Here is a 13360-nt window from a genome sequence, read left to right on the forward strand (position 1 = left end):
TCCCTAGACTCTCGGGGTGTGACCTCTCCGACCACTGCGCAGCCGACGCCCTCTGCCTCCGCCGCTCCCGGTTCCTCGGGTGAACGGCCCACGCTGCTGCTACTGGACGGGCATTCACTGGCCTACCGGGCCTTCTTCGCGCTTCCCGCGGAGAATTTCCAGACGGTCACCGGGCAGACCACCAATGCGGTGTACGGGTTCACCGCCATGCTCATCAACCTGTTGCGCGACGAGAAACCCACTCATGTGGCGGCGGCCTTCGACGTCTCCCGGCAGACCTTCCGGGTCGAGGCCTACCCGGAGTACAAGGCCAACCGATCCAAGACCCCCGACGAATTCCGCGGGCAGGTCGAGCTCACCAAAGAGGTCCTGGGCGCGCTCGGCATCCCGGTGATGGCGATCGAGGGATACGAGGCCGACGACGTTATCGCCACCATCACCAACCAGGCCGTACCGCAGGGTTACCGGGTGCTCGTGGTCACCGGCGACCGCGACTCGATCCAGCTGGTCTGCGACGACGTGACGGTGCTGTATCCCCGCAAGGGCGTCTCCGATCTCACCCGGTTCACTCCCGAGGAGGTGGAGAAGAAATACGGTCTCACCCCGACCCAGTACCCCGATTACGCCGCGCTGCGCGGCGATCCGAGTGACAACCTCCCCGGTATCCCCGGTGTGGGAGAGAAGACCGCCGCCAAATGGATTCGTGAGTACGGGGATCTGAACACCCTCGTCGACAAGGTCGACGAGGTCCGCGGCAAGGTCGGCGACGCGCTGCGCGCCAATCTGAGCAGTGTGATCCTCAACCGGCAGCTCACCGAGATGGTCCGCGACGTCCCGCTGCCCTACACCCCCGATCAGCTCGCCCAGGGTGCCTGGAACCGGGAGCGGATCCATCAGCTGTTCGACGATCTGGAATTCCGGGTCCTGCGCGACCGGCTGTTCGAGACCCTGGCCCCGCCGACCGTGGAAGCCGAATCGGGTTTCGAGATCAGCGGGCAGGCACTGGAACCGGGCAGTGTCGCGGACTGGCTCGACGAGCATGCGAAATCCGGCGCACGGCACGGGCTTTCCCTGGCCGGTACCGGTACGCCCGCGGCGGGTGACGTGCGCGCACTCGCCATCGCCGCCGCGGACGGCGAATCCGGCTATATCGATATCACGGGCCTCACCGCCGAGGACGAATCGGCACTCGGCGCCTGGCTCACCGATCCGGCGCACCGTAAAGCCCTGCACGAGGCCAAGAGTGCCTTGCACGCGCTGCGTGGTCGCGGCTGGACTTTGGGCGGGCTGAGCAGCGATACCGCCCTGGCCGCGTATCTGGTCCGGCCCGGACAGCGCAGTTTCAACCTCGACGATCTGTCGTTGCGGTACCTGCACCGGGAGCTGCGCACCGAAACCGAGGCGGCGCCGCAGCTGTCGCTGCTGGACGCCGAGGACGCGGTCGACGCCGAACTCGCCCAGAACGAGATGTTGCGGGCCCGCGCGGTAGCCGATCTGGCCGACGCGCTGGACGAGGAACTCGCGAAGATCGAATCCACCCCGCTGCTCGACGAGATGGAGTTGCCGCTGCTCGGAGTGCTGGCCGAACTCGAGGACGCCGGTATCGCCGTCGATACCGATCAGCTCGGGGAACTGCAGCGGCAGTTCGCGGACAAGGTCGCCGAGGCCGCGAACGCCGCCTACGACGTGATCGGCAAGCAGATCAATCTCGGGTCCCCGAAACAGCTGCAGGTGGTGCTGTTCGACGAACTCGATATGCCCAAGACCAAACGCACCAAAACCGGCTACACCACCGACGCGGACGCGCTCGAATCCCTGTACGAGAAGACCGAGCATCCCTTCCTGCAGCATCTGCTCGCACACCGGGACGCCACTCGCCTCAAGGTCACCGTGGACGGTCTGCTGAAATCCGTCGCCGACGACGGCCGGATCCACACCACTTTCAACCAGACCATCGCGGCCACCGGGCGGCTGTCGTCCACCGAGCCGAATCTGCAGAACATCCCCATCCGCACCGATACCGGCCGGATGATCCGCGACACCTTCGTGGTGGGCCCGGGCTACGAATCGCTGCTGACCGCCGACTACAGCCAGATCGAAATGCGGATCATGGCCCACCTGTCCGGCGACGAGGGTTTGATCGAGGCCTTCAACTCCGGCGAGGACCTGCACAGTTTCGTCGCCTCCAAAGCGTTCGATATCCCGATTTCCGAGGTCTCCCCGGAGGTGCGCCGCCGGATCAAAGCCATGTCCTACGGCCTGGCGTACGGCTTGAGCTCCTATGGTCTCTCCGCCCAGCTGAAGATCAGTACCCAGGAGGCGAAGGAGCAGATGGACGTCTACTTCGCCCGATTCGGCGGTATCCGCGACTATCTGCACGCTGTCGTGGAACAGGCCCGCAAGGTCGGGTACACCCAGACCCTCTTCGGCCGCCGCCGCTATCTGCCCGACCTCGACCACAGCAACCGCCAGCGCCGCGAGTCCGCCGAGCGGATGGCGCTCAACGCCCCGATCCAGGGCACCGCCGCCGATATCATCAAGGTCGCGATGATCAATGTGCACACCGCCTTGACGGAATCGGGGCTGCGTTCGCGGATGCTGCTGCAGATCCATGACGAACTCGTCTTCGAAGTCGCGCCGGGTGAGCGCGAACAGTTGCAGGACCTGGCCCGGGAGCAGATGGCCTCGGCCATCGAATTGTCGGTGCCGCTGAGCGTTTCGGTCGGGGTCGGGCGCAGCTGGGACGCGGCGGCCCACTGAGAATCCGCGATCGGCTCGGGGTATCGCGCTGAGGTGTGGCCTATCGAGGAGTTGGGCGGCCGGATTTCTCAGCGGACGCGCAGCGTCGTGGCCGTCGTCGGGCTGTGCGCTTTCGGCCCGCCCCGCCGGTGGGACGGATGTTCGGCATGTCGAGGGCGGTCGGTTCGCTTCGGCCGGAATACTCTGTGGCGGTGGTCGGCCCGGGCGCCTGTGGCAAAGGTCCGGGCCCGGTCGATCCGTGGATGGATTTTCCGGGTGGTCGCCGGATTCGCTCGGTTGTTCCTAGCCGATCCGGAGACTCTGAGCCGATTCGGAACCATGGGGCGTCTGGCCGGGAGTTCGGGTGGAATGTCCGTTTGGCGTGAACCGTGGGTCCGATAGGGGCTTCGATCGGGCCGGAGTATCACAGGGACAGGGATATATCCGGCGCGTGGACACCGCCGCGCGAATGCGGAGGTGTTTATGATGCTCGGCAAGTACTGCGCGTCGACTGTCGGCGAATATCTCGGCGCGGTACGAAAACCGTCTCCGGCCGTTCCGGTCGAAAGCGCGAGTCCGGATCTCTGATCCGTGAGTTCGCGGCGGTCGACGGTGTGGGTGAGCTCGTGTGTGAACTTCCGATCCGATCATGACTGACTGGAGCACGATGAACCGCAAGCATTCGTACCCCTTCGCGGCGCTCGTCGCGGTGATATCGGCCGTTATCGGTGCCGTCGCCGTTGTCGATACAGCGGCCCAGGCGGCGCCCGGGGAAATAAATTCGGGCGGACTGCATATGGTCGCGTCCGCGAATTCCAATAATGTTGTGCCTTCCCCCGATACGGCACTCGGGGTGCCGTTCGCCCATGCGGTGAAGGTATCCGGCGACTTCTCGGTCGCCCTGGACGGCGACTCGCGGCTGCGCGGCGGCGAGATCGTGGCCGGCTATCTGATCGGCTGCGCGATCGATATCGCCAATGGTATCTCGATCGGTATATCGCCCAGTGTCGGTGTCGGTGTCGCGGTCGCGCCCTCGGTCGGCGTCGATTTCGGTGTCGATCTCGGCCTGCAAATAGACGCACCGCCCACCGTCGGCATCGGTGTCGGGGTGGGGGCGGCGCTTCAGACCTCCGTCGGTGTGGATACTGGGCTCGCGGGCGAGCTCGGGGTGAACCTGGCACCCGGTACGGTGACGGCGGCAGTGATCGGTGCGGCGGAACTCGACGAGGAGTCGACGTTCCCCTACACCTTCGCGCACAGTAATACCCCGTTGAACGTCAATGGTTGCCTGTCGCCCGCCTCGGCCATGCCCTTCGTCACCGTCCGCGCCGATTCGAGTAGTGGCAGCGTGCAGACGACGGGGTACGGGGACTCGTTCGGGTTCTGAGACGGTGCCGGATGACGAGGGCCCGGGGCGCTTCGTCCAGGTCCGTGTCCGCCCCGGGCTGTGCAGCGTGTCGCGCCCGGATCGCCGGGACCGATCCCGCGTACCCGGAGCGGCAGAAATGGCACGAGGCCGGAAGCCGTAGATGTCCTCGCTCAGAGCAGCCGATCCGAGCCGGGACGTCGCCCGATGGTCCTGCACGGACGACGGAGGGAACTGGCGCCGACGCCCTGATAGGCGGCCGCCGGGGCCGCGCTGCCGGCCGGATCGGCAGTAGGGGGGAGCGGCCCGCGGCGGCGGATTCCGGTATGGGCGGGAAGCACCGATATCCGTATCCGACCGGCGCCGGTCGCGAGGTGCGTTCGCGGGCCGACGGCCGAGGGCGGTATCCGTATGTAGTGGGGGAGTCTGCTTCGTCACCGGGGTCTGGGCGGGGGATTCCTGGTTGCGTGCCGGTGACCAGGGAGAACAGTACTCGGCAGTAGGAGAAACGGCGGGCGAATATGGTTGCCATCTTCCCGGGGAGTCTCTATTCTCGACCCCGTGCAAATTCCTGCCGACGGCCTGTGTGCCGCGCCGATGGTCGCAGATCGCGACGGTGCGGTGCTCCTCTCGCGTACCGCGGAGTCGGCTCATCGGCTACTTGCCGTAGTAGTAACCCGCCGTAGCGGGGTCTGATCCGGACCGGCCCCCTCGCTGCGGGCCCCCTTTTTCTGCTTTTGCTGGTCCCCCAACCTGCCGACCAACTCTGGGAAGACCTACGTGCTCATGACCACACTGACTCTGGAAAACGACGCCCTGACCACGGCCGCCCCGCGCAGCCTGCGCACCGAATGCGCGGAACTGACGGCCGCCCAATTCCACGACCGCTACGGCGAATGCGCCGGCCCGATCCGGCTCGCGGGCTGGTCGTCCACCGGTGCGCGCGGTGGCGCCTTCACCGCGACCCTCGAATTCGCGGGCTGGTCCCGTTCGGTCGTGGCGGCGGGTAGCCCGATCGCCGCCATGACCTCGGCACTCTACGAAGCCGGCTATCCCGTCGAGATCCTGCGGTTCCACCAACGGCGCACGCCGGCGGGTACCGCGACGTTCGTGCAATGTGAAAGCGAAGGCCGCCGCGGGTGGGGCGCCGCCCTCGCCGCCGACGGTGCCGAATCCTCGGTGCGGGCGATGATCGCCAGCGTGAACCGCCTCGGGACACTGCGCTAGCGGTCGACCGGCAGTCGCGCGGAACAACGACAACGGCGGGCTCCACACCATCCCCGGAAAGTGTGGAGCCCGCCGTTGTTCGTCGATTCTATTCGGCTGCTTCGCCGTTGGCCGCCTGCTGCTCGGCGAGTTGCTTGCGAACCTCGTCCATATCCAGCTCCTTCACCTGGGAGACCAGATCCTCGAGCGCCGTGGGCGGGAGTGCCCCGGGTTGCGCGAAGACGAGCACACCCTCGCGGAAGGCCATGATGGTCGGGATGGACTGGATATTGGCGGCCGCGGCCAGGCCCTGTTCGGCCTCGGTGTCGACCTTGCCGTGCACGACATCGGGATGTTTGTCCGACGACGCCTCGTAGGTCGGGGCGAAACTGCGGCACGGTCCGCACCAGGAAGCCCAGAAATCGACGAGTACCACGTCGTTGCCGGTGACTATGTCGTCGAAATTCTGCTGGGTCAGTGTCTGGGTGGCCATGACGTCCTCTCGTGGTCGGTTTCAGGCTGTAACGCCGGCCCCGGCCGCGGTGTTCCACGGCGGTGTCGTACGCCACCGGCACCCACCCTACGTGGCAGTGTCGGGCCGTGTGTCCGCTCCGCTCAGCCGTGTTCGGCGACCTGCCACGCCCGGCGCTGGTCGCCGTCCCAGCGCCGGATCCCCACTACGGTCGCGATGATGTCGCGGTCCGCCGCGACCGCCGCCACTGCCTCGCCGATGTGCTGCGGCAGGATCCGGCGGGCGAGTGTGACATGCGGCGTCCATTGGTTGGGGCGCAGATTTGCCGGTATATCGGGGCACGGTTCCACCACCTGATGGATGCGCCGATGCCAGGCCAGCAATTGTTCGGAGGGGACCACGGCCCGCACCAGGATCGGCCGTCTCGCTCCGAACACCAGTACCCCGCCGAGGCGTATCGGGAACGGCCGGAAGGGCAACCTGTCGAGGTCCTGTTCGATCCGGGGCCAGATCTGCCGTGCCACCGCCGCGGTGATGTGCGGCCGGTGACTTTCGGTGTCCCCGTCGCGTCGGCCCTGGCCGAGTCCGGGCAGTCCCGCCTCGGCGAGCAGTTCCCACTGCCGCCGGATTCGCTGCTCCGCTGTCTCGTCGAGCAGTAGTTCTACCGACTGCACCATGATCTGCAGACGGTAGCGGGTCGTGCGCCGGAGTACCGCCGGTTCGCCGGACCGATGCCGCGCCCGGAGATCAATCTTGGGTTACTCGGGGTGTTCGGTGTGCCGCTCTCGCCTACTGTGCCTGACAACGTCGACGATCGGTCGAGGGCCGACGATTCTTCACGAGCGGCAGGTGGTGGCGTGTGGTTTATCGATCCAGTGCCCGGATGCGGCGGATGCTGTGCGGGCTGGCCGGTGTTCTGCTGGTGGCCGGGTGCGTGACCAATATCGAGGACACCGGCCCGGTTCCGCCGAAGGTGCCGGTGCGGCCCGTGGCCGCGCTGGCCGCGCGGGTGCCGCCCGATATCGCCGCGGCCGGTGAGGTGGTGGTCGGAGTGAACGTGCCGTATCAGCCGAACGAGTACCGCGACCGGCACGGTGCGATCGTCGGTTTCGATATCGATCTCATGGACGCGGTGACCGCGGTGCTCGGTATCCGCGCCCGCTACGCCGAATCGGCGTTCGAGAAGATCATCCCCGCCGTCCAGGCCGGAACCTACGATATCGGCATGTCCTCGATCACCGATTCGGTGGAGCGCGAGGAACAGGTCGATTTCGTGACCTATTTCAGCGCCGGGGTGCAGTGGGCGCAGCGCACCGGCCACCCTGTCGACCCCGGGAACGCCTGCGGTAGACGTGTCGCAGTCCAGGCGACGACGGTCGAGCACATCGACGAGGTTCCGGCCAAGAGCGAGGCCTGTGTCGCGGCGGGGAGGGATCCGATCATCATCGACGCCTTCGACGAACAGAGCGCGGTGACCAATGCGCTGGTACTCGGTCAGGTCGATGCCATGTCCGCGGATTCCCCGGTCACCGCGTACGCGATCAAACAGACCGACGGCAAGATCGAACAGGCGGGCCCGGTCTTCGATTCCGCGCCCTACGGATGGGCCGTAGCGAAGGGATCGCCGCTGGCGCCGGTACTGCGCGACGCGGTGCAGTACCTGATGGACAACGGGCAGTATCGGCAGATCACCGAGAACTGGGGTGTCCAGGAGGGCGCGTTGCGCGCCTCTGTGATCAACGGCGCGAGGGAGTCCGCACGATGACCGCCGACCCGAACACGACCGCCGGTACGGGAGCCGAACCCGAGCCCATCGCCGCGGTGCCGTTGCGCCGCCCCGGCCGCTGGGCGTCGGCTGTGCTGATCCTGGCGCTCGCCGGGCTGTTCGTCTACGGCGCCGCCACCAATCCCGCCTATCGCTGGGATGTGTATTGGAAGTATCTGCGCGACACCCGGATCGCGGCGGGCGCGGTGGTCACTGTCGAATTGACCGTGCTCGCGATGCTCATCGCCGTCGTTCTGGGGACACTGCTGGCGGTGATGCGGTTGTCGCCGAATCCGGTGCTGCGGGCGACTGCCTGGGTCTACCTGTGGGTCTTCCGCGGCACCCCGGTGTACGTGCAGTTGGTCTTCTGGGGGCTGGTGCCTTCGCTGTACCAGAACGTCGCTTTCGGTGTGCCCTTCGGGCCGCGCCTGCTCGAGGTCGATGTGCAGAGCCTGCAGGCCGGGTTCGCGTTCGCGGTCATCGGGCTCGGGCTCAACGAGGCCGCGTATATGGCCGAGATCGTGCGCGCCGGTATCAACTCGGTCGGGGAAGGGCAGCGCGAGGCCTCGATCGCACTCGGTATGTCCTGGTCACAGACCATGCGCCGCACAGTCCTGCCGCAGGCCATGCGGGTGATCATCCCGCCGACAGGTAACGAGCTCATCAGCATGCTCAAGACCACCGCACTGGTCACCGCCATCCCGCTGAGTACGGATCTGTTCGGCCGGGCCCGCGATATCTACGGGGTGAACTTCCTGCCGATCCCGCTGCTGCTGGTCACCGCGACCTGGTATCTGGCGATCACCAGTGTGCTCATGGTCGGCCAGTACTACCTGGAGAAATACTATTCGCGCGGTATCTCCCGGCAGCTGACCGCCAAACAACTCCAGGCACTGGCCGACGCGCGCGGGGAGGTATCGGCGAAATGACCACCACGAGTTCGGAACCCATGATTCGCGCCGAGCGGGTGTGCAAGAGTTTCGGGGCGCTGCGGGTACTCAACGGTATCTCGCTGGATGTGCGGCACGGGCAGGTGCTGTGCCTCATCGGACCCTCGGGTTCGGGCAAGTCCACCTTCCTGCGGTGTATCAACCACCTGGAACAGGTCGACGCGGGCCGGTTGTACGTGGACGGCGAACTGGTCGGTTACCGCGAGAAGGGCGAGAAGCTCTATGAACTGCATCCGCGTGACGCCGCGCGGCAGCGGCGCGAGATCGGCATGGTGTTCCAGCACTTCAACCTGTTCCCGCACCGCACCGTGGTCGCCAATATCATCGAAGCGCCCACTCAGGTGAAGAAGGTGCGCAAGGCCGACGCGGTGGCGCGCGCGAAGGAATTGCTGGACCGGGTCGGGCTGGCGGACAAGGCCGACGCCTATCCGGCGCAGCTGTCCGGTGGACAGCAGCAACGGGTGGCGATCGCGCGGGCGCTGGCGATGGATCCGAAGCTGATGTTGTTCGACGAGCCGACCTCCGCCCTGGATCCGGAACTGGTCGGTGAAGTCCTCACCGTGATGCGCGAACTCGCCGCGTCCGGGATGACGATGGTCGTGGTCACCCATGAGATGGGTTTCGCCCGCGAGGTGGCCGACCAGCTGGTGTTCATGGACGAGGGAGTCGTGGTCGAGGCCGGAGCACCCGGCGACCTGCTGGCGCGCCCGGAACATGTGCGCACCAAGGCATTCCTGTCACGGCTGTTGTAGCTCCCGATGTTCCATAACTGATGGTTATGGAAAGTAGAAAGAACATCTGTTTCACTTCTCGCCGGTTTCCGGGCATCGTCGAGCGCATGGGAGACAGCGCCGCCGAGATCGCCGAACCAGCCGTCGCGCTCACCGCGGCGGCCGATACCGGACTCGCCGGCTTCGTGGCACCGGTCTTCCGTCCGGGCGAGGACGGATATCTGCGCGAGGTCGCCGGTTTCCAGACCGCCGATCGGCATCGCCCGGCCGTGGTCGTCGCCGCCCGGCACACCGAGGACGTGCGGGCCGCGGTCGAGTTCGCCGCCCGGTACGGCCTACCGGTGGCGGTACAGGCCACCGGTCACGGCCTATCGGTCGCGGCCGACCGGGGCGTGCTGATCAGTACGCGGAAGCTGACCGGCACAGACATCGATCCCGCCGCGACGAGCGCCCGGATCGGCGCCGGAGTGCGGGCGGGCGATCTGATCGAGGCCGCGGCGCGGTACGGGCTCGCACCGCTGAACGGTTCGTCCCCGTCGGTGGGTGTGGTCGGCTACGTACTGGGCGGCGGGGTCGGGTTGCTGGCCAGGAAGTACGGGTATGCCGCCGATCATGTGCGCGCGTTCGAACTGGTCACCGCCGACGGCCGGGCGCGCACGGTACGGCCGGGCGACGAACTATTCGGCGCGGTACTGGGCAGCGGCGGCAACTTCGGTGTCGTGACCTGGATGGAACTGGACCTGGTTCCGGTCACCGCCGTCTACGGGGGACAGCTGGTTTTCGACACGCCCCTGGTGCCACGTGCGCTGGAGATATGGCGGGAATGGACCGCCACCGTGCCCGATTCGGTCACCTCGGCCGTGACAATGCTGGCATTCCCGGATATTCCGCAGATCCCGGAACCGGTGCGCGGCCGCTTCGCCGCCTCGATCCGTATCGCCTTCGACGGCGGCGTCCGGGAAGGCGACCGCCTCGTCGCACCGCTGCGGGCCATCGGCACACCGCTGAAAGACGATCTACGCGGGATGCCCTATACCGAATCACACACCATCCACTCCGATCCCGACCATCCACACGCCTACGCCGCGACCAACGCGCTGCTCGGCGATCTGACACCGGGGGCGCTCGCGGCGCTGCTCGAGGTCGCGGGTCCCGACGCGGGGCTCGGCGCGGTGATCGATATACGTCATCTGGGCGGTGCCCTGCGCAACCCCGGACATACCGATCTCGCGCTGGATCATCGCGGGGCCGGTTACGTGGTCCGGGTCATCGCCGCGCCCGGACCCGATGCCGAACCGGGCGCGCCCGTTCGTGCGGCACTGGCCCCGTGGACCGTAGGCCACAACCTCGCGTTTCTCTACGGTGCTGGGTACGCGGCCGGAGAGGCGCAGACCAGAGACGGTTACAGCGCCGAAACCTACACCCGGCTGGCGGCGCTGAAGGCGGCATACGACCCGGGCAATATGTTCCGTTTCAACCGCAATATCCGGCCGGTGAATTGACGGGACCGCGTTCGCCCCGGCAGGAGGTCATCCGCACCTGAGCTCGACCGCGGGCCGCCGCATTTTCGCTGACGCGGCTGTGCGCCGGGGCCGGGACGGCTGCCGGAGACGATGTCGTATCTTCCGGGCGGTCGGGTACGCCGTCGACGACGCGGCCGCTGAAACGCAGGTCTTTCCTGCTGCCGGCTGTCCAGGGTGATCGCCTGCCCGAGTACTTCGCTGTGCGACAACCGACCCGGTATGTGCGGCAGTCGTTTCGATCAGTCGTTCTGCGGGTGAACGGCTTATCTGAAATGCAGCCGCGCGGTGATCTGTTCGGTGAACTCACCGGTCGACGCCAGTCCGCCGAGGTCGGCTGTGGCGATTCCGGCGGCGAAGGTTGCCGCGACCGCGCGTTCGATCCGCTCCGCCGCCCGGGCGAGCACCGCGCGATCGTGCCGGGCGGCCAGCCAGCGCAGCAGCATGGCCGCGGAGAGGTGCAGGGCGACCGGATTCGCCCGGTTGTGACCCGCCAGATCGGGCGCCGCGCCGTGGACGGCCTGGGCCATGGCCCGGTCGGTGGAACAGTTCAGGGAGGCGGCGGTACCCAGGGATCCACCGAGCTGGGCGGCCAGGTCGGAGAGGATATCGCCGAACAGGTTCTCGGTGACCAGCACATCGAAATCGCCGGGGGAGCGGACCAGGTGGGCGGCGGTCGCGTCGACGTGTTCGTCATCCACCGTCACCCCGGGATACGCCGCCGCGACGGCGTAGCAGGTATCGCGGAACAGTCCCATCGTCAGCGGTAGCACGTTCGCTTTGTGCACGATGGTCACCCGTCCGCGCCGACCGGCGGCAAGCCGGAACGCCTCGTGCGCGATCCGTTCGGAGGCCGCGCGCGTCACCAGCCCGACCGACAGGGCGATATCCGGGGTGGGGCAGAACTCGCCGGATCCGACCGCCATGTTCCGGTCGGCGTAGAAGCCCTCGCTGTTCTCGCGAACGACCACCAGATCGATATCCGGTGCGGCCGCGCCGATTCCGGGGAGCGCTTTGACCGGCCGGATATTGGCGTACAGGCCGAAATGACGCCGGATCGCGCCGCCGGGTGCGATGCGGTGCTCCGGGGGATAGGAGGCGTTGTCGTGCGGGCCGAGTATCCAGCCGTCGGTGTCGAGCAGGCCGGTGAGCGTGGATTCCGGTAGAGCGGTACCGAATTCGCCGATTGCCCGCAGGCCCATCGGCAGCGGGACCCAGTCGGCCGCGGGTGCGCCGGCAGCGGCGAGTGCCTCGTCCACCACCCGCCGGGTCGAACCCACCACCTCCGGCCCTATCCCGTCCCCCTCGATCAGCCCGAGCCGTAGCCGCTCGCCCTGTGCCGTCTGCTCCATGCGCACATGGTCGCAGGACGCCGTCCGGTGACCGGTCGAGGGCCCGCGCGCGCCGCCCGTTCGGGCGGCCGTTATCGAGACGGTGCGCGGAGTGCTATCTTGGTGATATCACTTTGATAGAGGGAGGATGTCATGACATTCCGGAATGCCACGCGGGTCAACGGGTTCGTCGTGCTACTGATCTGGCTGGTGCTCACGATCGCCCTGGCGGCGGTGGCGGTAGCGGGATTCGTGGCATTCGCGCAGCATCAGAACGCCCTGGCGCTGGCCGGGGCTATCGTCGCGTGTGTGGTGGGGGCGATCGTGCTGCTCGGTATCACCGGTCTGACGGTGGTGAACCCGAACGAGGCCAAGGTCGTCCAGTTCTTCGGGCGCTACATAGGTTCGGTCAGCGAACCGGGATTCTTCTCGGTGCTGCCGCTCACCGACCGGCGCAGCATCTCGTTGCGGGTCCGCAACTTCGAGACCCAGAAACTGAAGGTCAACGACGCCGACGGCAATCCCGTGGAGATCGCGGCGGTGGTCGTCTACAAGGTCGTCGACAGCTTCAAAGCCGCCTTCGCTGTCGATGACTACGAGGAGTATGTGGCCACCCAGTCCGAGGCCGCCGTCCGGCACCTGGCCACCACTCATCCCTACGACGCGCACGACGCCGGCCGCACCAGCTTGCGTGATGGCGCCGAGGTCGCCGAGGAACTCACGGTGGAACTGCGCGACCGCACCGAGACAGCGGGTATCGAGGTGATCGAGGCGCGGATCACCCACCTCGCGTACGCGCCCGAGATCGCGCAGGCGATGCTGGTCCGTCAGCAGGCGGCGCAGGTGGTGGCCGCCCGGACTCAGATCGTCGAGGGAGCGGTGGGCATGGTCGGGCTGGCGCTCAACCGGCTCGCCGCCGAGGGAATGGTGGAACTCGACGAGGAACGCAAAGCCAGCATGGTGTCGAATCTGCTGGTGGTGCTGTGCGGTGATCGGCCGACTCAGCCGGTGGTCAATGCGGGATCGCTGTACAGCTGATGTCCGAACGCAAGAAGGTCCTGCTCCGGCTCGACCCCGCGGTTCACGACGCTGTCGCCAAATGGGCGGCCGACGATCTGCGGAGTGTGAACGCTCAGATCGAGTTCGCCCTCCGGCGGGCGCTGGACCAGGCCGGTCGCTCCCCGCGGCCGTCCCGGGGCGACGAGAGCTGAGGGGACCGGACTCCCGGCCCGGAGAATTCCTCCCCGGGCCGGGAACGCGCGCGTTCGTCGCTGTCGAAT

At 67.1% G+C, this 13360-nt stretch carries 12 protein-coding genes; 9 read left to right on the forward strand and 3 right to left on the reverse strand.

Translation table 11 applies throughout. The features are described 5' to 3' along the window. Window positions 1-18 precede the first annotated feature (18 nt). The 3 genes from polA to IEY68_RS31900 all read left to right on the forward strand — a co-directional run bounded on the left by polA (window position 19) and on the right by IEY68_RS31900 (window position 5332). Window positions 19-2760 (forward strand): DNA polymerase I, encoded by a 2742-nt coding sequence (gene polA / locus IEY68_RS31890; protein WP_058856731.1) that lies wholly within the window; start codon window positions 19-21, stop codon window positions 2758-2760. Window positions 2761-3388: 628 nt separating this feature from the next. Beyond that, the gene (locus tag IEY68_RS31895; RefSeq protein ID WP_082681626.1) at window positions 3389-4126 is read left to right on the forward strand and encodes an MspA family porin; all 738 of its coding nucleotides are present in this window, start codon (window positions 3389-3391) and stop codon (window positions 4124-4126) included. A gap of 765 nt (window positions 4127-4891) precedes the next feature. Then, window positions 4892-5332, forward strand: a complete 441-nt coding sequence (locus IEY68_RS31900; RefSeq protein WP_058856733.1) for a 2-isopropylmalate synthase — start codon at window positions 4892-4894, stop codon at window positions 5330-5332. Between the two features lie 88 nt (window positions 5333-5420). Here the strand turns inward: IEY68_RS31900 and trxA are convergent, their stop codons facing one another. Further along, complete coding sequence (gene trxA, locus IEY68_RS31905) at window positions 5421-5804, reverse strand: thioredoxin (RefSeq protein ID WP_058856734.1); 384 nt, start codon at window positions 5802-5804, stop codon at window positions 5421-5423. Between the two features lie 122 nt (window positions 5805-5926). Beyond that, a complete protein-coding gene (locus IEY68_RS31910) occupies window positions 5927-6460 on the reverse strand; it encodes a 2'-5' RNA ligase family protein (protein WP_058856735.1) in 534 nt (177 codons plus the stop codon). A 206-nt stretch (window positions 6461-6666) separates the two neighbouring features. Here IEY68_RS31910 and IEY68_RS31915 point away from each other — a divergent pair, with 206 nt between their 5' ends. The 4 genes from IEY68_RS31915 to IEY68_RS31930 all read left to right on the forward strand — a co-directional run bounded on the left by IEY68_RS31915 (window position 6667) and on the right by IEY68_RS31930 (window position 10731). After that, window positions 6667-7548: an ABC transporter substrate-binding protein gene (locus IEY68_RS31915; protein ID WP_058856736.1), complete on the forward strand. Its 882-nt coding sequence runs from the start codon at window positions 6667-6669 to the stop codon at window positions 7546-7548. Next, window positions 7545-8477: an amino acid ABC transporter permease gene (locus IEY68_RS31920; protein WP_058856737.1), complete on the forward strand. Its 933-nt coding sequence runs from the start codon at window positions 7545-7547 to the stop codon at window positions 8475-8477. Before IEY68_RS31915 ends, IEY68_RS31920 begins: the two co-directional genes overlap by 4 nt. Before the next feature lie 20 nt (window positions 8478-8497). Next, window positions 8498-9250, forward strand: a complete 753-nt coding sequence (locus IEY68_RS31925) for an amino acid ABC transporter ATP-binding protein (protein WP_058856766.1) — start codon at window positions 8498-8500, stop codon at window positions 9248-9250. Between the two features lie 86 nt (window positions 9251-9336). Next, window positions 9337-10731 (forward strand): FAD-binding oxidoreductase, encoded by a 1395-nt coding sequence (locus IEY68_RS31930; protein ID WP_082681627.1) that lies wholly within the window; start codon window positions 9337-9339, stop codon window positions 10729-10731. Between the two features lie 284 nt (window positions 10732-11015). Here the strand turns inward: IEY68_RS31930 and IEY68_RS31935 are convergent, their stop codons facing one another. Beyond that, on the reverse strand, window positions 11016-12101 hold the full coding sequence (locus IEY68_RS31935) for an isocitrate/isopropylmalate dehydrogenase family protein (protein ID WP_058856738.1): 1086 nt from the start codon (window positions 12099-12101) through the stop codon (window positions 11016-11018). A 132-nt stretch (window positions 12102-12233) separates the two neighbouring features. Between IEY68_RS31935 and IEY68_RS31940 the strand changes: the two genes are divergently transcribed. Continuing rightward, entirely contained in the window at window positions 12234-13118 is an 885-nt protein-coding gene (locus tag IEY68_RS31940) for an SPFH domain-containing protein (protein WP_058856739.1), read from the forward strand. Continuing rightward, window positions 13118-13291 (forward strand): type II toxin-antitoxin system antitoxin, encoded by a 174-nt coding sequence (locus IEY68_RS31945; RefSeq protein ID WP_189094613.1) that lies wholly within the window; start codon window positions 13118-13120, stop codon window positions 13289-13291. Before IEY68_RS31940 ends, IEY68_RS31945 begins: the two co-directional genes overlap by 1 nt. The last annotated feature ends 69 nt before the right edge of the window (window positions 13292-13360 follow it).

This window comes from Nocardia jinanensis (assembly GCF_014645735.1).
GTDB lineage: Bacteria > Actinomycetota > Actinomycetes > Mycobacteriales > Mycobacteriaceae > Nocardia > Nocardia jinanensis.